Consider the following 21606-nt stretch of genomic DNA (forward strand, 5'->3'; position numbering starts at 1 on the left):
TTTAACGGAAAGGTTCCGGCATTCGCTACACAGCTTTACATAAAGCATTCCCGAATGCTGCTCGAGGAGGTAATTCATCATTTCGCTTGTACCGGTTTACACCACCCACCGGCTCTCTTAAACATTGGCGAACTAACTACTGAAATCCTGTTATCGCATCAAATATATAATATTGGTTATGCTTTTTTTACCATAATAACAAACTGTTTGTCAAACCCAATAATTGTATTGTTTCGCTAATATAGAGAAACTATACCTACCTGAAACACTTGCTTATGCTATAATGTATGTGATTTGTTGGGGGAGTGAATGAATGAAAGATATTTTTATAAAACTTAAAGAAAGGCTTGCGCCATTGTGGGACTTTGTAAACAAACCCGTTGTACAGCGAAGAGCACGTATTTCCTATCAGGTTATCTGGAATAATCTATTAATCTTCTTAATTGTATCTGTCATCGGGATGGCATTTGCTGGCGGAGTTGGAGCTGGTTACTTTGCATCTATGGTAAAAGACGAACCAATCAGGAGCAAGGAACAGCTTAAATCAAGTGTGTCCAGTTATGAAGAAACATCTGAGATTTATTTTGCAAGCAATGTATATATGGGGAAAATGCGTTCTGATCTTGAACGTAAAGCAGTGAAACTGGAAAATGTTTCGGATTACGTTAAGACAGCATTAATTTCCACAGAAGATTCCTATTTTTATGAGCATAAGGGTGTTGTACCAAAAGCCATCATTCGAGCTTTACTTCAGGAAGTGACAAATTCTTCTGTCCAATCAGGAGGAAGCACACTGACACAACAATTAATAAAACAACAAATCTTAACGAATGAGGTTTCCTTTGATCGTAAGGCGAAGGAAATCCTGCTGGCATTACGCCTTGAAAAATTCATGAAAAAAGATGAGATTTTAGAAGCTTATCTGAATGTCTCACCGTTTGGCAGAAATTCCTCCGGCCGTAATATTGCCGGTGTCCAGGCTGCAGCGGATGGCATTTTCGGGGTAGATGCCAAAGATTTAACTCTGCCACAGGCTGCCTTTATTGCGGGATTACCAAAGAATCCATACCTTTATACACCATTTACACAATCCGGTGAAGTGAAGGAGGACCTTTCCCCAGGTATCAATCGTATGAAAACAGTTCTTAAAAGAATGTATACCAACGATGCCATTACAAAGGAAGAATATGATAAAGCATTAAAATATGATATTAAGAAAGACCTTGCAAAGAAACAAACATATCCTACTGAAAAGTATCCATACTTAACATATGAAGTAGAAAAAAGAGCAATTGAAATCATGATGCCAATATTGGCAAAGAACGATGGGCTTTCAAGCAAGGATTTAGAAAAAGACGATGACCTATATAAGCAATACTATACTCTGGCTGATCAGGCCATCCGACAAAATGGCTATCAAATTCATACAACCATAAACAAAAAAATGTATGACAATATGCAAAAAGTCACTAAAAATTACCCTTATTATCAGGGTACCCGCCAGGTGGAGAAAAAGAATCCGGATACAGGAGAAACCTATATAGAGAATGAACCAATTGAAGTTGGCGCCATGCTAATTGAAAACTCTACCGGAAAAATACTCAGCTTCGTTGGAGGCCGTGATTTTAAACGGGAGCAGCTTAATCATGCTACATCAGCTGTACGTTCAAATGGTTCAACAATGAAGCCACTACTTGTATATGCACCAGCAATGGAGTACGGAGTTTCCTATCCAGGCAAAACTTTGGTCAATGCACCTGTGAACATTCGCGGTTGGAGTCCAGGAAACTATGCTGGCGGCGGAATTACCGGTATAACCTCTGCACGTGAAGCATTAAAGAGATCCTATAATATACCGGCAGCGGTTCAATATGCGGAAATTATAAATCGCAACCCAGTAAAATATCTTGAAAAAATGGGCTTCACCTCTTTAGAAAAGCAAGATTATACAAACCTTTCCACGTCTTTGGGTGCATTAGCCAGAGGCGTAACCGTAGAAGAGAATACGAATGCCTATGCAACATTTGCAAATGGTGGACAATTCGTAGATAGCTATATGATCGAAAAAATAGTAGATTCTAATGGAAAGACCATTTACCAACATAAAAAAGCGAAGACGGATGTATTCAGTCCACAAACAGCTTATTTAACAATTGATATGATGAGGGATGTCATCACCTCTGGAACAGCAGCAGGTTTAAACAGTAAATTGAAGTTTTCAGCCGACTGGGCCGGCAAAACCGGCACTAGCCAGAACTTTCATGATGCCTGGATGGTCGCGACCAATCCAAATGTCACATTTGGAGTTTGGATGGGATATGATTCAAATGCATCTGTGGATACATATGGAATGAGTTATTCACAGCGAAATCAAACATTATGGGCACAATTAATTAATTCAGCTTATGATGTTGCACCAAACTTAGTCGGGACTTCGAAGCGACACCAAATGCCAGGTGGAATTGTATCCAGATCCTATTGCACATTGACCGGTTCCCTGGCATCCAAATCATGTATAGATGCAGGACTCGCAAAATCCGATTATTTCAATGCCAAATATCTTCCTTCATCTGAGAACGGCAATTTGGCAACATCAAGCGAAAGATATGTGTTCATAAATGGTAAGAAATATGTGGCACTGGGGTCTACTCCAGAGGAATTCACAGAAACCGGTCTTGTGATCAATGCCGACTTTTCTAACATTACAGGAGCAAAATACCTTATTGATAAATCATCTATTACGCCAAAAGGCTCTGAATTTGAAGGGGCAGCTATCGGAGCTTCGAAAATGAATGATAACGGGAAAGTACCTGGAGCACCGGCAGTTACTTCAAAGGAGAAAGTCATCAACTGGAAATCTTCTGGTGACTCTGACATAGTTGGATATCGTGTTTATAGAAATGGTGCTAAAGTAGCCAGTATCAAATCTGACAATACACTCAGCTTTAAAACAGATGGAAATGGAAAGTACTACATTACTGCAGTGGATATAGCTGGTAATGAATCTGCTCCATCCTCTATTATCGAATATAAACCAGCTCCTAAGCCGGAACCTAAGCCTAAAGAAGTAAAAAAAGAGAAGGCAGAAGATAAAAAAGAAGACATAGAAGATAAAAAAGAAGAGAAGAAAGATCCAAAAGAAGATGAAAAACCAGTTCATGCCGAAGAACAAGAGCATGATGAAAATACAGAGGAATAAAAAAGAGGCTGTTCCAGGTCGGTATCACACTCGACTATCGGAACAGCCTTTCTCTATATCTATCAAACAACTTTTTTTTGCAATCCCCAATATATATAGGATTACTTGAATCCCTTTTTATATATTGAATAAGAAAATCTCTGTCCTCAGGATATGTTAACTTCAGTGTTTTTAATTCCTCAAGGTCTTTCCAGGCAATATCATAAATAAGACCGTCCGGATCCCGAATATTTCTTTCACCACCCATAATCCTCACTATATAGTAGCGAACTTCAGCAGTAATATAGTGTGTTTCATATATTACCCTTTTTACCTTAACTTCTTCAACAATTTCTGTTAAATATCCCGTTTCTTCTTCCATCTCTCTAATACAGCACTGTTCAAAACTTTCATCTACTTCTTTACCGCCCGATGGAATAGACCATAATTTTTCTCTTCAGGTTTCCCCTGCAGAACCATTAACAATTGACCATTGTCATTGATACATAGACCTGAAGAACCAAACCATTCTTTCACTTTATCAAGCCCCTTTTAAACTACAATCTTTAATTTCTATATAGCAAAATGATGTTACTTTTCTTCATCATTTAATAAAAATAACTCAACAATTTATATGCAATTGCTTTTAGGTAATTTGTTCAATAGTTTCATCGGCATCACTCCATTTCTTTTCTGGCTAATCAATTATCAATTTATCTATTTTTACTATCCTATTAAAATTGAAAAACTTATGTAATTGGTAAATGATTTTTTATAAAAGTTTACTCATAATTTCCCCTGGTAACCCATCTATCGCACAGACCTTTTCAGATTTGAATCCAAGATTAGCTAATATTTTTCTCGAAGGAATATTATTAGGGTCTATTATCGCCACTAATTTCTTCAATTCCGATTTCCTCACTTTTCCAATTAATACTTCGGCAATATCTGTCCCATACCGTTGCCCCCAATGTTCAGGTAGAATCATATAGCCAATTTCAGCTTCGTCAGTAAGTTTTTCATTTAAAATTAAAGATCCGAGTCCAATGAATCTCTGAACGGAAGCATCAAAAATTTTAAAAGTCCCAAAGTTTTCATGTTTCTTATTACGTTGCAATATCTTTTGATAGTTCAACCTTGCCTCCTCTAAAGGCAGAGCCCGTTCTGTTATTTGGGCCATAACCTTCTCATTACTTACCAAACTATAATAATCCTTAAAATCGGTTTCTTGAAACTTCATTAGGTTAATATTCTTCATTTCCCCCACTCTTCCTGCTAAATGGAATGATATGTATTCCATTTGCTCATATCCTTTGTAAAAACCAAAAAAAGGGGTGTTTATAAGGGTTAAATCACCTTATAAACACCCCTGTTTTAATCTTCCATCGTTGATAAGTCGCCTGTTGGCAATTCAAGCTCCCAAGCTTTTAATACCCTGCGCATAATTTTACCACTGCGCGTTTTCGGCAGTTTATCCTTGAACTCAATCTCTCTTGGTGAAGCATGTGCAGCAAGCCCTTGTTTAACAAATAGCCTGATATCCTCTTTCAGCTCATCCGAAGGCTCGTATCCAGACCTGAGGGCAATAAATGCTTTAATGATTTCACCCCGTACAGGATCCGGTTTGCCTATTACACCCGCTTCAGCAACCGCCGGATGTTCTACCAGCTTGCTTTCAACCTCAAAAGGTCCTACCCGTTCTCCGGATGTCATAATAACATCATCAATTCTGCCCTGGAACCAGAAGTACCCATCTTCATCCATATAAGCTGAATCTCCTGAAACATACCATCCTGATGGCATAAAATAGGATTCATACTTTTGTGGATTATTCCAGATTTGCCTCATCATGGATGGCCATCCTTTTTTAATTGCTAAATTGCCCATACGATAAGGCGGTACTTCATTCCCTTGGTCATCTACGATGGCAGCCTCGACTCCAGGAATTGGCTTACCCATAGAACCCGGTTTAATCTCCATACTTGGATAGTTACAGATTAGTTGTGCACCGGTCTCTGTCATCCACCATGTATCATGGATACGTTTGGAGAATACTTTTTGTCCCCATTTAATAACTTCAGGATTTAAAGGTTCACCTACACTTAGTAAGTGGCGAAGGCTGGATAAATCAAATTGTTTTACTACCTCATCCCCTGCCCCCATCAGCATACGGAATGCAGTAGGGGCACTGTACCACACGGTTACATGGAAATCTTCAATGGTTTGATACCAAGCTTCCGGGCTAAATCGTCCACCTGTGACCACAGAAGAGGCTCCATTTAGCCATGGAGCAAATATCCCATAAGACGTTCCTGTGACCCAGCCTGGATCCGCTGTACACCAATATACATCCTCTTCTTTTAGGTCGAGTACCCATTGTCCGGTTTTCAGATGCTGAATCATTGAATTATGCGCATGCAGAACACCCTTTGGCTTACCGGTTGAACCGGAAGTATAATGTAGAATCAGACCGTCTTCCCGATCTACCCATTCTATATCTAATTTTTTAGATGCATTTTCATATTTGCTGTTAAAATCTATATATTTACCAGTTTCCTCTACATTATCTCCTACTACAAAAATATGTTTCAATGCTGGCAGGTCATCTGCAGGAATTCTAGACAATAATTCAGGGGTAGTGACGATTACACTGGCTTCACTATCTTCCAATCGATCCTTAACCGCCCCTTCCATAAATGCCTCAAATAACGGGCCGACAATAGCTCCCAATTTTATCGCACCCAGCACTGTGAAATACAATTCCGGTGATCTCGGCATAAAAATAAATACCCTGTCACCTTTTGTTACATTCCCATATTCCTTCAGAACATTTCCTGCTTTATTCGATAAATCTTTCATATCACTATATGTATACTTCTCATAGCGATTAGGGTCCTTATAATATAATGCTACCTTATTGCGCCTGAAATTTTCAGTATGCCTGTCAATACATTCGTATGCCGCATTCACTTTACCCGTTTCATTCCAAGAGAATTCCTGCTCTACATCCTTCCAGTCAAATGATCTGTAGATTTCCTCATAGTTTGCTAAATTATAATCCCCTTGCACAACAGAAAGCGCTTCCAGTTTCATAATTATTCCCCCCTGATCAAAGATAATATATTGATAGTATAGTACAAAATCCATTTTATCTCAATTTTTAAAATATTTAATAAGTTACACTAATATGTTACAATTTTTATAATTGTAGTGTTTTTAAGATAACATCCCCATTAAGTGTTTAAGAGAATTATGCCAGTAAGCTTCTTAATTTCCACTACATATGACTTAAAAAGTTCATATCATGAAGCATTTATGGATTTAAAGTGCTGTATAATAGCTTTAAAATGTGACCTGGGTGGTGTATGGATGGAGCATAAAAAAACGTATAATTTGAAGGAATTGCAAACCCCATGTGGGCCGTTAGTTATCGAGGGCCCGGTATCTCGAGATCAATTAGAAAATCTTGAATTTCATGAGGGTCTCGTTGCCTTTAGGGTTCCTGAGAAGCAGCATAAGGCTTTAATTCAAATCAGCAGCCTTCCTGAAGGCCGAATTATTATTGCGAGGGCCGGCGATGTCATTGTCGGATATGTCACTTATTTATACCCAGATCCTCTTGAAAGATGGTCTGAAGGGAAAATGGATGACTTACTGGAATTGGGTGCTATTGAAGTAATCCGTGAATATCGCGGATGTGCGGTCGGGAAAAACTTGATCCGCGTGGCTATGATGGATGAGTGGATGGAAAATTACATTATTATTACCACAGAATATTATTGGCATTGGGATTTAAAAGGCAGCGGATTAAATGTATGGGAATATCGAAAAATGATGGAGAAAATGATGAGTGCCGGTGGCTTGGAATGGTATGCCACTGATGACCCTGAAATTTGCTCCCATCCAGCCAATTGTTTAATGGCCAGAATCGGGAAAAACGTTAAAAAAGAGAGTATTCAAAAATTCGATCAATTACGATTCATGAATCGATATATGTATTGAACGAACTGATTTTTGAGGAGGGCTACTTGTGATTATTGAGGATATCATGATCAAGGATGTTATTACGCTTCAAAAAAATGCTACACTCCAGCAGGCAATTGATTTAGTAAAACAAAAAAAAATCAGGCATATACCAATAGTAGATGATGAACAACGGTTAATCGGCCTGTTATGTGATGTCGATATCCGCTCTGCAACTCCATCTATCTTCCATCTTGATGAATATAAGGAAGACCTTCTAAAGCCAATAAGCGATATCATGATTACCGATATTTATACAGCACACCCACTTGATTTCGTTGAAGAGATTGCATTTGTATTCTATGAACAAAAGATATCTTGTATGCCTGTGATCAGCGACAACAAATTAGTCGGGATTATTACTGAAACAGATCTTCTGCATACATATGTAGAACTTACTGGCTCAAATCAGCCTGCATCCCAAATAGAGGTAAAGGTCACTAATAAATCAGGTACGCTCAGTGAAATAGCCGAAGTCATCAAAGGCCACAATTCCAATGTAAATAGCATTTTCATTTATCCATATAAAGAAGACCCGGCATTTAAAGTCTTGGTACTAAGGATTCAAACAATGAACCCGCTGAAAATCGTACAGGACCTACGGTCATCCGGATATGAGGTATTATGGCCAGATATACCGGAGAGCACTCTATGAAGGAAGCCTCATTTGTTTATTCAACCGATCTACTTTCCTACAAATTTAATGATAACCATCCTTTTAACCAAAAACGGCTGCAAATAACAGTAGACTTATTAAATAAAATGAATGCCCTGAAAGAGGATGACTGCATCAAACCACGAATGGCAACAGATGAGGAATTAAGCCTGGTGCATGATCCCGATTACATCAGTGCGATTAGATTAGCCGGACAAGGAAAGCTTGACCAGGATAAAGCATTAAATTATGGAATTGGGACCGAAGACACCCCCATTTTCTCTGGAATGCATGAGGCAAGCGCCTGGCTTGTGGGAGGAACATTGTCTGCCGTTGATGAAGTAATGGAAGGGCGTGCTCAGCATGCCATAAACCTGGGCGGTGGTTTGCATCATGGCTTTAGAGGGAAAGCCTCCGGATTCTGTATCTATAATGACAGCTCTGTTGCCATTAAATATATGCAAAAAAAATATAATGCCAGAGTTCTCTACGTAGATACGGATGCCCATCATGGAGATGGTGTTCAGTGGACTTTTTATGATGATCCTTCTGTTTGTACACTGTCCATTCACGAAACAGGTCGCTACCTATTCCCTGGAACTGGCAATATTACTGAACGTGGAAATGGAAAAGGATATGGTTATTCATTTAATATCCCCCTCGATGCCTTTACGGAGGATGAATCATGGCTCGAGTGCTATGAAAAATCCTTTAAATCTGTCATAGAATTTTTTCGCCCAGACGTTATTTTAACTCAAAACGGCGCTGACGCTCATTACTATGATCCATTAACGCACCTTTCTGCTACCACTGCAATCTATCAATCCATCCCAAAACTGGCCCATAAGCTTGCACACCAGTACTGTCAAGGTAAGTGGATAGCAGTTGGTGGCGGTGGATATGATATCTGGAGAGTGGTTCCGCGTGCCTGGTCCCTAATATGGCTAGAAATGACTAATAATTCGAATTGTTCAGGTGAGTTGCCTGTTGATTGGGTCAATCATTGGTCAGCATTAGCACCCGTTACATTACCCACTACATGGGAAGATCCACCTGATATGTACAAGCCCATCCCACGTAAGGCTGAGATTACTGAAAAAAATGCAAAAACTCTAGAAAAGGCATTATACACGATTCTATCCTAACCCTATGAATCTGCTGAATTTCAAATACCTGATTATTTAAATTTCTTATATAACTGGTCACAGACACCAAGTTACACACTAAAAAGATGAGGACTGGATATAATGTATACTACCTGTTTTACTAAAATAAAAAGCTGAACCATTTGTAGAACTATTCACAAAATGGCTCAGCTTTTTTTATTTTTTATTTTGTTGAATCTCTCTCTTCAATTCTGTACGGCAGAATTACGGAGGATTCATCTACCTCTTCTTTGTTCATAAGCTTTGTCAGCAAGCGCATGGAAACAGCACCAATATCATATAATGGCTGAACAACCGACGTTAGGCGAGGTCGCACCATTAAAGATAATCTCGTGCTATCCGAACTGATTACTTCAAGATCCTCCGGTATGGAGATACCTTTATCTTGTGCTGCATGAATGATACCAAGAGCTGCCTCATCTGAACATACAAAAATAGCTGTCGGTTTATTATCCAATTCCATTAGCTGGTTCAAGGCTTCGATTCCGTCATCATAGGATGCATCTGTTTCTACTAGATATTCTTCATTATAAGGAATATTAGCTGCCTCCAATGCTTTTCGGTATCCCGGCACCATTTTTTTCTCTATAATTGCATTTTGAAAAGATCCTGATACCATGGCAATATTCTTATGTCCACGATCAGCAAAAGATTTAATCGCATCCATCACTGCTTGTTCATAATCAATATTCACAGATGGAATTTGAGCAGAATCTTCAATTGTACCTGCCAATACAACAGGAACCGGTGATTTCTTGAATTCTTCAATATGCTCATCCGTAATATTTGAACTCATAAAGACAAGTCCATCGACTTGTTTGCCAAGCATCGTTTGGATTAGTCGGCTTTCTTTTTCTTCATTTGAATCCGAGTTACTTAAAATAATATTATATTTATACATGGTGGCAATATCTTCAATCCCTCTTGCTAATTCAGCATAGAAGATACTGGAGATATCTGGGATAATAACTCCGACTGTTGTTGTTTTCTTACTTGCTAATCCGCGTGCCACAGCATTCGGTCTGTAGCCAAGTCTTTCAATTACTTCATTTACTTTTTTACGTGTTGCCGGTTTAACGTTTGGATTACCATTGACAACACGTGATACAGTTGCCATGGAAACATTTGCTTCACGAGCTACATCATAAATTGTAATATTCATTTTTTACACCGCCCAAATTTCTCTATTCTAATCCTAATAGTATTCAATTAAGTACCATTTAGTATGTTATTATAATAATACTCTACCCTCTAAATTCGTGCAAATAAACACTTTATCTATTTTCTTACTATTGTATACATAACAAATCCAATTTTCACTAAGACTAACTCAGTACTTCTTTAAAATGATAGCATTTGAATAATAAATTATAAAAATTCCACTGAAAAATTCAGGGACTATTGATTCGTTAATCTATTGGAGAAAAATGAAAAAGAGTTGCCAAATAGCAACTCCATATTTATTAAATTCTGATACCTGTCTGCTTGGTAAATTGATTAATCTCGTTTACAAACGTATCAAATTGGTTTAGATCCATCTGTTGTGCGGAATCGGAAAGAGCAACTGCCGGATCCGGATGAACTTCAGCCATAACCCCATCAGCACCGATTGCCAATGCAGCTTTAGCAGTTGGAATTAGCAGATCTCTTCGGCCAGTCGAATGCGTAACATCCACCATTACCGGTAAATGCGTTTCCTTTTTCAGTATAGGTACAGCTGAAATATCCAATGTATTCCGTGTAGCTTTTTCATACGTACGAATTCCGCGTTCACATAATATGATATTTCCATTTCCCTGCGCCATTATATATTCAGCTGCGTTAATGAACTCTTCAATTGTCGCTGCCAGCCCTCTTTTTAGCAGAACGGGTTTATTGACCGCTCCCGCTGCTTTTAACAACTCAAAGTTCTGCATATTACGAGCACCAATCTGGATCACATCAATATACTTAACCGCAGTCTCAATATCCGCCGGGTTTACAATTTCGCTTATAACAGCCAAATCGAATTCATCAGCAACCCTTTTCAGGATTTTTAATCCTTCTTCACCCAACCCTTGGAAATCATAAGGGGATGTTCTCGGTTTATAAGCTCCGCCTCGAAGTAATTTATATCCTTTATCCTTAACAGCTTTTGCTACAGTCGCTACTTGTTCATAGGATTCTACCGCACATGGGCCAAACACAAAGGACGGTTGTCCATTTCCCACTTTCTCACCCTTCAAATCAATTATAGTATCATCAGGATGCTTTTTACGGGAAACAAGCAATGCTTTACGATGATCATCTTCCTGTAGTTCAAGGCTTGCTTTAAATATTTCCTTGAAAATATGTTCAATGGTTGATTTTTCAAATGGACCATCATTATTTTGGATAAGTGTATTAAGCATTTCTCTTTCTCTAACAGGATCAAAACGATACTGGCTTTGCTTACCTTTTAATTCACCGATTTGTTGTACAACTTTTCCTCGTTCGTTAATAAGCTTTAATAATTGCAAATTCAAATTATCCAGTTGTTCTCTTAATACATCCAGTTCCATATTACTCAATATCACTCATCCTCTCTGTTCTGCATTGCATGTTTTAGCCTGGGTTTCATATATTTTAAAAATTTCTAAATCACTTAGTAAAATATTTTACATTTCAGTATATAATTGAAACTATTATAACGGATTAATTCGGTATTGTCACTATTAAACCTTTATCAATAAACCGCTTTTAAGTGTTAAAGCATAAAAGGAGAGACGAATCCTTGACCAAAAAAATTTTTGCTCTCGATATTGGCACTCGCTCAGTTGTAGGAATCATATTAGAAATACGCCTCGATCAATATGTCGTTACAGACGTCATCATTAGAGAACATACTGAGCGTGCCATGCTGGATGGCCAGATTCATGATGTCGTAGCTGTTTCCAACGTTATACTCGATATTAAGCTTACACTTGAAAAAAAGCACGGTCCTCTTACTAAAGTATGTGTAGCAGCTGCAGGACGTGCTTTGCGTACAGAGATTGGGAGATCATCTATTCCCATATCCGGCAAGCCTCTCCTGTCTGCCGATGACCGCATTCATCTGGAATTAGCTGCTGTACAACAAGCACAGTTTCAGGTAGCTGAAAAAGAAGACATCCAAAGTAATTATCATTATTATTGTGTAGGCTATTCTGTTCTCCATTACTATCTTGATGGCCAGGAAATCGGAAATTTACTTGACCAAAAAGGGGATGAAGCAGAAGCAGAAATTATCGCTACTTTTCTGCCGCGAGTGGTCGTTGAATCACTGTTTGCTGCACTCAAAAGAGTAAATCTTGAGCTAGAAGCACTTACTCTTGAACCAATTGCTGCAATTCATGTCCTTATTCCACCCTCTATGAGAAGGCTCAACGTATGCCTTGTTGACATTGGAGCTGGTACTTCTGATATAGCGATTACAGATGAACGAACCGTTATTGCCTACGGAATGGTCCCTGTTGCTGGAGATGAGATAACAGAGGAAATCAGTGATCAGTATTTACTTGATTTCCCGAATGCGGAAGATACCAAGAGATCCATAAATGAACAGGAGTTTGTCAAAATCAGTGATATTCTTGGTTTCGAATCAGAGATCCCAAAAGAAGAAATGATTACAGCCATCTATCCCGCCATTGAAAAATTAGCAGATTCCATTAGCCGAGAAATTTTGCAACTGAATAATGCTAAGCCTCCGCAAGCCGTTATGCTTATTGGCGGAGGTAGCTTAACACCGCGCTTACCAGATATTTTGGCAAAGAAATTAAATCTGCCTGCCAATAGAGTTGCTATACGCGGAATAGACGCTATCAAAAATTTAGTGATTGAGTCAGATTACATTAAAGGGCCCGAACTCGTTACGCCCATTGGAATAGCCATTTCATCAGATGTTAATCCAATTCATTATGTTTCTGTTGAAGTAAATGGGACCCCAGTTCGTTTATTTGATCTTAAGCAACTGACTATAGGAGATGCCTTGCTTGCAGCAGGACTTCATTTAACAAAGCTATACGGTAAACCTGGAAATGCGAAGATTGTTAGTATTAACGGCAGAAATATTACCATACCAGGTACACACGGAGAGCCTCCGCAAATCAAAAGAAATAATGTGTCTTGCTCTCTTGATTCCCCATTAACCCCTGGAGATCAGCTATGGATAGATAAGGGAAAAGACGGTTCTGAAACATCTGTGATATTAAGAGAATTACTTGATGAACTGCCTATGAGGGAGATTTATATAAACGAAGAGAAATATGAAATTCCTTGTACCCTATTTATGAATGGTTTTCCTGCTGATGGCCACGAAGATATTCATGATGGTGATCGGATTGCTTTTAAAATGCCAGAGACTGTGCAGGATGCACTATTGTTCGCTGGCTTGAATTCTATACTGGACGAACTTGTCCCGTTTAATCTAGTTATCAATGGCCGGCTGGAAAGCTTCGTCTCGTTTTCAGGTGCCATATATGTTAACGGAAAAGGTGTATCTTTTAACCATCGGATAGCCGATCATGATCGCCTCACCTTAGTTCGTAGAAAAGCAATCACAGTCAAAGATTTAATAGGTGTCTATAAGGCTGAAGAGATTAATCAAATATCTGTTACGTTTAATGGTCAACCACTTACGTTGACAAATAACAGCTATACAGTCTATCGAGAAGATAAGTCCTTAAGTGATACAGATATCCTTTTTAACGGGGAGCAACTAAAAATAAACTTTAATAAAGAATCCGCTTTTATATTCCAGGATCTATTTCGGTACATAGAAATAGAACTTCCCAAGAATAATCCGGGCGGCTTTCACCTTATGCGGAATAAACAGGAAGTCACATTTTACAATGAAATCCAAGATGGTGATCAACTTGAAATTGTTTGGTTCAACTCACAGAATTATCCGACCAAAGTAAACCGGTAAGGAATTAAATTCCTTACCGGTTTCTATTTAGATATATTCTTTAAGTGCCTGTTCTAGATTTTGTGCTGTAATTCTTCCATGAGATGTATTCCACACAGCCTCACTATTTTTAAATAATATAGCTTGCGGTGACTCATGTTTAATTCCGGTTAAATCTCGAACATGCTCTGATAGTGGTTTGGCTTCCTGTACAGCTAGATAAGCTGTAGCTATAGCAGGATGCTCAGCGACAAACTGGGAATACTCATCAAAAGCTGCACCACTAATTGGACATGTAAGGCTATGCTTCAGAAGCAGAAAAACATCATGCTCTAAAAGTTGCTGTAATTCCTCTTCGTTAGTAATCTTTTTCATCCATATCCCCCCATTTGTGTTTATTCCAAACCACTTTTATTTTTTATTCGTTGTGTTTTTCGAATTGGTTGCTGAATTATTTTTATTTCCAGTTGAATTAGAAGAATTAGAACCTAAATCAACTTTTATTGTATTATTCGAGCTATTGGACGGTGTTTTACCTGAAGATGTATTTCCGCTGGCTGTAGAATTGAAACCAGTTTTTTCAGAAGCATACGTTTCTTCTTTAGCAGTATTTTTACTGTCTATGTTTTCTTCTCCAACATAAACGTCATCTGGGGAATCAACTACAACATTACTATCCATCTTCTTATCTGTTTGATTTTCCTTTGTATCAGATGATTGACTGTTGCTTTCTTCATTTGTCGTGCTTCCAAACTTTTTCTTAACCGCTTCTGTTAATGGTGCACCTTTTTCTCTTGCGACAGAAATCCATTCTGTTCCTTTTTCTTGAGCTGTTTGTTTTAGAGCAATTCCTTTTTCAGTGGCTGTTTGTTTTAAAGCAGATCCCTTTTCTGTAGCCGTTTGTTTTAAAGCAGAACCCTTTTCAATCAATGGAGTTCCTTTTTCCATTAAAACGCTGCCTTGTTCAGATAAATCATGACGAAGTTCTTTACCGGACTTAGGTGCTAAAAACAGTGCAGTAGCTGCTCCAACAAGCCCGCCTACTATTGCTCCTACTACAAAATCTTTTGTTGACATACCATTATCTTGATTAAAATTATCATTTTTATTATTCATTCTTAAACATCTCCTTTTTTATGGTTGATTAAGATTGAGAACGTTGATATCTGGTTTCTTGTGAAGGTAAAGTAACATCTCTGCCTGCTTCAGATTCGGTATAGATTGCTGTACTCTGTTCAGCTTTATGCTTTTTCCACTTATTCACAAGCTCAATGCATGCATTTCCCCATTGAACTACTTGGGTAATTTTTTCGTCATTTTGACTCGCTGCTAATTGAACTCGGTTTGTAATCTGGTCAATGGTTTGATTCACACGTTGAATCGATCCTCCCACACCTTTAACTGCATCAACAACCGTATTTAGATTCTCAGATTTATGCTGAATATCTTCAGCCAAAGCATTCGTCTTATGTAGCAGCAGTGTTGTCTCGGTTGTTATGCCTTGCATCTGAGTTTCTAGGCCTGTTAATGTGCTAGATACACTCTCCATTGTTGTTTGAAGGGATTTTAATGTTCTTGAAAGATAAATAACAAGAACCAGGAACGCTATGGCAATCAATGCCACGCTTAAATATAAGATAATTTCCATCGTCTTCACTCCATCTCTAAATTATAATTAGTTTTTACCCTTTATCTCCTTATTTAAACTATATAGGAATTTATTCTGATCCACAATGTTCCTTCCACCTTAATATTATTACTAAAGTAAGATACAATTAAATTAAAGTTTAGAGATGAAAGGAGATTTTTTTTATGAGGGATCCAAGAATTCAGCAATTAGCTCATAATCTAATTAACTATTCTGTAAAATTACAAAAAGGTGAAAAAGTACTTATAGAAAATTTCGGTATACAACCAGAATTGGTTAAAGCATTGGTAAGTGAAGCATATGAGGCAGGTGGATATCCATTCGTTTCAACAAAGGATCAAACCATTGAAAGACAGTTACTATTAGGTGCAACTGAAGAACACTATAGATTAATCGCCGAATTTGAATCACAGGTTATGAGTAAAATGGATGCATACATAGGTCTTCGTGCAGGCGATAATATTTCAGAACATTCTGATGTCCCTGCTAATAAAATGAAAATCTATGGACAGACCGTACAAAATAAAGTACATAGAGACATCCGAGTTCCAAAAACGAAATGGGTGGTCCTTCGTTACCCAACCAATTCAATGGCTCAGCTGGCAAAAATGAGTACAGAAGGATTTGAAGATTTTTATTTTAATGTATGTAATCTTGATTATGCCAAAATGTCTGAGGCGATGGACAGCCTAGTCGAGTTAATGAATCAAACGGACAAAGTACGCATTACAGGTCCAGGAACAGATTTACATTTTTCTATTAAAGGCATTCCTGCCATTAAATGTGCAGGGGAGCGTAATATCCCAGATGGTGAAGTGTATACCGCACCTGTACGTGATTCTGTAAATGGCACCATTACGTATAATACCCCATCTCCATATCAGGGATTTACATATGAAAATGTATGTCTAACATTCGAAAACGGAAAAATCGTTAAGGCAACAGCGAATGACACAGAAAGAATCAATAAGGTATTTGATAGTGATGAAGGCGCACGTTATATCGGCGAATTTGCGATAGGGGTTAATCCATATATAACCAATCCAATGCAGGATATTCTATTTGATGAAAAAATTGATGGAAGCTTTCACTTTACACCGGGTCAAAGCTATGATGAGGCGCCAAATGGTAATCACTCCAGCATTCATTGGGATTTGGTTAATATCCAACGTAAAGATTATGGAGGCGGCGAAATATATTTTGATGATCGACTAATTAGAAAAGACGGCAGATTCGTTCTCCCAGAATTAGAGAAATTAAATCCTGAAAATCTAAAATAAATAAAAAACCCTTCAAGAGTACTTACTGATTACTCTCGAAGGGTCTTTATGTGCATTTATTTCGTTATAAAGCTCTCATAGGCTGCTTGCACTTTTTGAATATCTCCAGCACCCATAAATAATAATACACCATTGTGATGATTTTTAAGGATAGACGGATCTTCCTCCTGAATAATTTGAGCACCGTCCACCTTATTACAAAGATCTTTAACTGTTAATTTCCCATTCAACTCTCTTGCTGATCCGAAAATTTCACATAAGTATACTTTATCTGCTTCTTTTAAGCTTTCAGCAAAATCATCCAAAAACTTCTGAGTTCTAGAGAAGGTATGCGGCTGAAATACAGCTACAATCTCCCGATCAGGATACTTTTGTCGAGCTGAATCAATTGTTGCCTTTATCTCTGTTGGATGATGGGCATAATCATCAATTAAGATTTGATGATCAAGTTGTTTTTCAGAGAAACGTCTCTTAACGCCAGTAAATGACATTAGGCGTTCCTTAATGATCTCCACATCAATATCCTCATATTGACAAAGTGCAATAACAGCTAGCGCATTTAAAACTGTATGGCGCCCAAACATTGGAATCGTAAATGTCTCATAATAATTATTTCTTACATGCACATCGAATGTAGTTCCAGCTTCTGAAGTGACAATATTTTTAGCCTGGAAATCATTTTCTTCGTTAAACCCATAAAATATGACCGGTACTTTCGCCTGGATTTTTTGTAGCTGCTCATCATCACCACAGGCAATAATTCCTTTATTTACTTGCAGTGCCATCTCTTGAAAGGCAGAGAACACATCATCAAGATTTGCAAAATAATCCGGATGGTCAAAATCAATATTGGTCATAATGGCATAATCCGGATCGTAGGATAAAAAGTGTCTTCGGTATTCGCAAGCTTCGAATACAAAGTATTTAGAATCTGCTTCTCCCTTACCCGTTCCATCTCCAATTAAAAATGACGTTGGCTCAGCTCCGCTGATTACATGAGACATTAAGCCGGTAGTCGATGTTTTTCCATGCGCGCCTGTAACAGCTATGCTCACGAACTTTTTAAGGAAATCTCCAAGAAATCGTGGATAGCGAATGACTGGCAAACCAAGTTCTAAAGCTTGAACAATCTCATCATGACTATCAGGAAAAGCATTTCCTGCAATGATTGTCATACCTGGTTTAATATTTTCTTTATTAAATGGCAATATTTTTATACCGGCATTTTCAAGTGCGATTTGGGTAAAAAATCTTTTTTCATAATCTGAACCCTGTACCTGATATCCCATATCATTTAGGATTTGGGCTAACGCGCTCATCCCGGATCCTTTTATACCTACGAAGTGATAAACTGTCATAGAATGAACCTCCAACATACGTCAATGCTGTAAAACAGTATATGACGGTCTCTTTTTTTTGCTAATTGCAATTTGCCTGCTATGCCTGTTTAGGCTTTACTAATTGAAACAATATAAGTATTTAAAACCAGTTAGATTACTATTATAACGAGCACATGCAATCAATATCTTCATTGCGTTAAAGATATAACTTGTATGATTATAAACCTATAAATCGATTTCGTACAATTTTTCTAACTGATTTTCTCATAAATATAGTATTACCTTTTCTGGGAAATACTCATAATTAAATTATTATACAAAAATTTTTCCTCTGTTCAAAAAGGGGATTGAGATTCATGTATAGCCTCTAAATCAGATTCAGATATAAGCACATCACGAGGTTTACTTCCTTTTGATTCTGATAAAATACCTTCTTTCTCCAGCATATCAATCAGCCTCGCTGCCCTGTTATAACCAATCCTAAAGCGCCTTTGCAGACTGGATATGGATGCTCCTCCCATCTCAACCGCAAATTCACACACTTCGTAATAGAGTTCATCCTTTTCTTCTATATGTTCACTTGTTTTTACCAATTCATTTGGCTCAAACATAAAGGACGGTTTAGCCTGAGCCATTACATGTTTTACGACATCCTCAATCTCATCATCAGTTACAAAAGTTCCCTGCAGGCGAACTGTTTTAGAAGTTCCATTTTCCAAAAACAGCATATCTCCCCGTCCAAGTAATTTTTCAGCTCCACTTTGGTCCAAAATCGTACGTGAATCTACCTGTGAAGAAACGGAAAAAGCAATTCTTGTAGGAATATTTGCTTTGATTAACCCGGTAATGACATCTACAGATGGTCTTTGTGTTGCCACCAGTAAATGAATCCCGCATGCTCTGGCTTTCTGCGCAATACGGCAGATCGCTTCCTCTACGTCAGCAGGAGACATCATCATTAAATCAGCCAGCTCATCAATCACGATAACTAAATAAGGCAGCTTATGCTCCATTTGCCCGGATGATAGTGCCTTTTCATTATATCTGACAATATCTCTCACTCCTGAATGGGCAAACAACTCATATCTCCGTTCCATCTCTTCTACTGCCCATTTCAGTGCAGCTGTTGCAGCTTTTACATCAGTAATAACCGGTGCTGCCAAATGCGGAATATTGTTATATGGCGCAAGTTCAACCATTTTCGGATCAATTAATAAGAGTCTGACATCAGATGGGTGTGATTTATATAATAAACTGATTAAAACAGAGTTAATAAATACACTTTTTCCAGAACCTGTAGAGCCTGCCACCAAACCATGCGGCATTTTCTTTAAATCTGTTACAATCGGGTTTCCTGAAATGTCCAACCCAACTGCCACTGAAAGCGGTGAGGTATTCTCAGCAAAAACTTTTTCCTCCAAAACCTCACGCAGATAAACAGGACGTGTATTTATATTGGGAATTTCAATTCCAATCATTCGTTTCCCGGGAATCGGTGCTTCTATACGAATATCTTTAGCAGCCAGGCTTAGTTTTAGATCATCATTTAAATTTGTGATTTTACTAACCTTAACACCAGGATCCGGCTGAACCTCAAATCTTGTTACAGAAGGTCCTTGAGAATACGTATGTACTCTAGCCTTAACATTGAATTGTTCAAGTGTATCATCTAGCAATGCTGCTTGTTCTGCAAGCCAATCAGCATCTTCTCTAATGTCCACTCGTGGCTTCAAAATTGAAATATCCGGATATTGATAGGAATCATTCAGTTTTTTTTTAGGTTGCTCCGAAGGCTTTTCCTCTTTGCCGGCAATCGTTTTTTGATTGCGATTTGCTGCAATATGATCTTTATCATTCTTAAGCATTAAAACGTTAAAAGGAATGTGTTTTCTGCGCTCCCTAATGCGCTTTTCTCTTTCTATTTTTCGTCTCTCTTCTTCATCCATAGCATCGCTTGTCACTGTTGCTTCCATTGGACTGTTCGGCTCTGATAAAGAGACTTCTCTATCTATATGGTTCTCCGTATCATCCAGTTGCGCGGATTTCTCCAAACCATTAGTTCGATCGATTGACTGCGTTTCGAACGAAGCTATAGATTCATTCGAAACTGGCTCATTCGTTTGAATGTCCTTGATTGAAAACTCATCCTCAGTTCCGTCAAGCAAAATGATATCCTGCCCATTTTTCTCATTGTGACTGATGTCTATATTTTTCTCATCATTTCCGCTTACCTGATGATTTTCTTCTATATTCATTACAGAATCATTGGTCTGCGTGATTAAATCATGAGCTTGCTGAATTTCATCTCTCTTGTATGGTTGGTCTTCCTCCATATCAGAATCAGCTTCCTCAATATCCTCATATACCTCACTGCCTGAAGGGGAATGGTAGTAATCTTCAACTGGTTCCTCCGGTTGTAATCCAAAGTTGTTCTCCAAATTTTCATCATCAGCTTGTTCGTCAAGATTCTGATGAATCATTGGAATCGACTGAAATTCCTCCTGCTCCATCTGTGAGCCAGAGTGCATGATCAGCGTATCTTCTTCCACGATTCCTTCTTCTTGAGTTATTTCATCTTCGTAATCAGCGTTCAAAATTGCTTCATTCATTTCCTCTATTATCTGATTCTCGCTGACTGGATTCCATGCTATTTCACTTGTGGCTGCAACCTCTGTATCTTCTGCTGAAACAGTATCCGGTAATAGCGGAGCAATCACACTCTCGATATCCTCCGTATGTCTATTTCCATCATTAGTCGAGACTTTTTGCTGTTCCTCTTTTATCTCTTCATCTGAATGCTTGAAATCGGAATTCAGCGGCAGCTCATTCTGTCTTTCCATTTCAAATGATGGTTCTTGATTGACACTCGGTGGATTCACTTTCTTTCCATGCATTAAAGCAAGAACGGAATCTAAGGTCGTTTCAGGTGGTAATTCGTATTCGACTGTTTTTTGATTTTTAGTGCCGGCCTGTCGATTTTGAAATCCATAAATAGGCGAAGGTATTTCTGTTCTTCTAAACGGCTTTTTATTCGGAACAACTTCGTTCTGTTTTGGTTCTGGCTTAGGTATTATTCTTTGATTAGACACTTTCAATTTAGGAACAGCAGCCGGGGATTTCTCAAATCTCCTCACGTGCACTTCCTTCTTCACACCCAACTCATTTTGCTTCTTTTTTTGTTCTTTTAATCTTATTAACTCTTCATCTGAGATTAATGGGAATTTGAAATTATCCTTTGGGTATCTATATTGAATTCTTGCTTCAATTTCAATTTGATTTTCTTTTTGTCTTTTTACTTGTTTAGGTTTTTTTTGAATGTTTTCATGGCTATTACGAGGTTCTACTTCTACTTCCTCTTCTACATCCTCATAGAACCAATCAATGATTTTTTTGAAAAAGCTCATAGCCTTCCT

The 21606-nt window shown here is 38.1% G+C and carries 17 protein-coding genes and 1 other annotated feature (1 of these 18 only partly in view); of the genes, 6 read left to right on the forward strand and 11 right to left on the reverse strand.

The features are described 5' to 3' along the window. Positions 1-163, reverse strand: a binding site (T-box leader) (it extends 68 nt beyond the left edge of the window). Between the two features lie 150 nt (positions 164-313). After that, on the forward strand, positions 314-3199 hold the full coding sequence (locus tag F7984_RS15380) for a transglycosylase domain-containing protein (protein ID WP_140462219.1): 2886 nt from the start codon (positions 314-316) through the stop codon (positions 3197-3199). A 34-nt stretch (positions 3200-3233) separates the two neighbouring features. On the opposite strand, the gene F7984_RS15385 is transcribed toward F7984_RS15380, so the two are convergent. From F7984_RS15385 to acsA, 4 genes are all read right to left on the reverse strand, one after another. Continuing rightward, on the reverse strand, positions 3234-3617 hold the full coding sequence (locus F7984_RS15385; RefSeq protein ID WP_225983738.1) for an NUDIX domain-containing protein: 384 nt from the start codon (positions 3615-3617) through the stop codon (positions 3234-3236). Beyond that, positions 3593-3715 carry a hypothetical protein gene (locus tag F7984_RS19590; RefSeq protein WP_257469196.1) on the reverse strand — a complete coding sequence of 41 codons (123 nt, stop codon included), beginning with the start codon at positions 3713-3715 and terminating at the stop codon, positions 3593-3595. The genes F7984_RS15385 and F7984_RS19590 overlap by 25 nt, the downstream gene beginning before the upstream one ends. Before the next feature lie 235 nt (positions 3716-3950). Next, positions 3951-4436, reverse strand: coding sequence for a GNAT family N-acetyltransferase (locus F7984_RS15390; RefSeq protein WP_139892788.1), 486 nt, complete (start codon positions 4434-4436; stop codon positions 3951-3953). 116 nt (positions 4437-4552) lie between these two features. Next, entirely contained in the window at positions 4553-6271 is a 1719-nt protein-coding gene (gene acsA, locus F7984_RS15395) for an acetate--CoA ligase (RefSeq protein WP_066109033.1), read from the reverse strand. Between the two features lie 276 nt (positions 6272-6547). On the opposite strand from acsA, the gene F7984_RS15400 reads away from it, so the two are divergent. The 3 genes from F7984_RS15400 to F7984_RS15410 are packed head-to-tail and all read left to right on the forward strand — an operon-like array spanning position 6548 to position 9001. Then, positions 6548-7180 (forward strand): GNAT family N-acetyltransferase, encoded by a 633-nt coding sequence (locus tag F7984_RS15400; RefSeq protein WP_066109036.1) that lies wholly within the window; start codon positions 6548-6550, stop codon positions 7178-7180. A 28-nt stretch (positions 7181-7208) separates the two neighbouring features. Continuing rightward, positions 7209-7856 (forward strand): acetoin utilization AcuB family protein, encoded by a 648-nt coding sequence (locus F7984_RS15405; RefSeq protein ID WP_139892787.1) that lies wholly within the window; start codon positions 7209-7211, stop codon positions 7854-7856. Then, a complete protein-coding gene (locus F7984_RS15410; RefSeq protein ID WP_139892786.1) occupies positions 7853-9001 on the forward strand; it encodes an acetoin utilization protein AcuC in 1149 nt (382 codons plus the stop codon). The genes F7984_RS15405 and F7984_RS15410 overlap by 4 nt, the downstream gene beginning before the upstream one ends. Before the next feature lie 184 nt (positions 9002-9185). Here F7984_RS15410 and ccpA read toward each other — a convergent pair whose 3' ends face one another. Continuing rightward, a complete protein-coding gene (ccpA, locus tag F7984_RS15415) occupies positions 9186-10184 on the reverse strand; it encodes a catabolite control protein A (protein WP_066109047.1) in 999 nt (332 codons plus the stop codon). Positions 10185-10485: 301 nt separating this feature from the next. After that, a complete protein-coding gene (locus F7984_RS15420; RefSeq protein WP_066109050.1) occupies positions 10486-11571 on the reverse strand; it encodes a bifunctional 3-deoxy-7-phosphoheptulonate synthase/chorismate mutase in 1086 nt (361 codons plus the stop codon). Between the two features lie 203 nt (positions 11572-11774). Between F7984_RS15420 and F7984_RS15425 the strand changes: the two genes are divergently transcribed. Then, a complete protein-coding gene (locus F7984_RS15425) occupies positions 11775-13946 on the forward strand; it encodes a cell division protein FtsA (RefSeq protein ID WP_077248183.1) in 2172 nt (723 codons plus the stop codon). Between the two features lie 27 nt (positions 13947-13973). On the opposite strand, the gene ytxJ is transcribed toward F7984_RS15425, so the two are convergent. The 3 genes from ytxJ to F7984_RS15440 are packed head-to-tail and all read right to left on the reverse strand — an operon-like array spanning position 13974 to position 15573. Then, positions 13974-14300 (reverse strand): bacillithiol system redox-active protein YtxJ, encoded by a 327-nt coding sequence (ytxJ, locus tag F7984_RS15430; protein WP_066109056.1) that lies wholly within the window; start codon positions 14298-14300, stop codon positions 13974-13976. Between the two features lie 36 nt (positions 14301-14336). After that, entirely contained in the window at positions 14337-15041 is a 705-nt protein-coding gene (locus F7984_RS15435) for a YtxH domain-containing protein (RefSeq protein ID WP_066109059.1), read from the reverse strand. Positions 15042-15069: 28 nt separating this feature from the next. Then, a complete protein-coding gene (locus tag F7984_RS15440; RefSeq protein ID WP_066109062.1) occupies positions 15070-15573 on the reverse strand; it encodes a DUF948 domain-containing protein in 504 nt (167 codons plus the stop codon). Between the two features lie 164 nt (positions 15574-15737). On the opposite strand from F7984_RS15440, the gene F7984_RS15445 reads away from it, so the two are divergent. Beyond that, the gene (locus tag F7984_RS15445; RefSeq protein WP_066109065.1) at positions 15738-16853 is read left to right on the forward strand and encodes an aminopeptidase; all 1116 of its coding nucleotides are present in this window, start codon (positions 15738-15740) and stop codon (positions 16851-16853) included. 56 nt (positions 16854-16909) lie between these two features. Here the strand turns inward: F7984_RS15445 and murC are convergent, their stop codons facing one another. Both murC and F7984_RS15455 read right to left on the reverse strand, forming a co-directional pair. Continuing rightward, entirely contained in the window at positions 16910-18211 is a 1302-nt protein-coding gene (gene murC / locus F7984_RS15450) for a UDP-N-acetylmuramate--L-alanine ligase (protein ID WP_066109068.1), read from the reverse strand. A 317-nt stretch (positions 18212-18528) separates the two neighbouring features. Continuing rightward, the gene (locus tag F7984_RS15455; protein ID WP_140462218.1) at positions 18529-21597 is read right to left on the reverse strand and encodes a DNA translocase FtsK; all 3069 of its coding nucleotides are present in this window, start codon (positions 21595-21597) and stop codon (positions 18529-18531) included. Positions 21598-21606: the final 9 nt, after the last annotated feature.

Source organism: Pradoshia sp. D12, assembly GCF_008935075.1.
GTDB lineage: Bacteria > Bacillota > Bacilli > Bacillales > Pradoshiaceae > Pradoshia.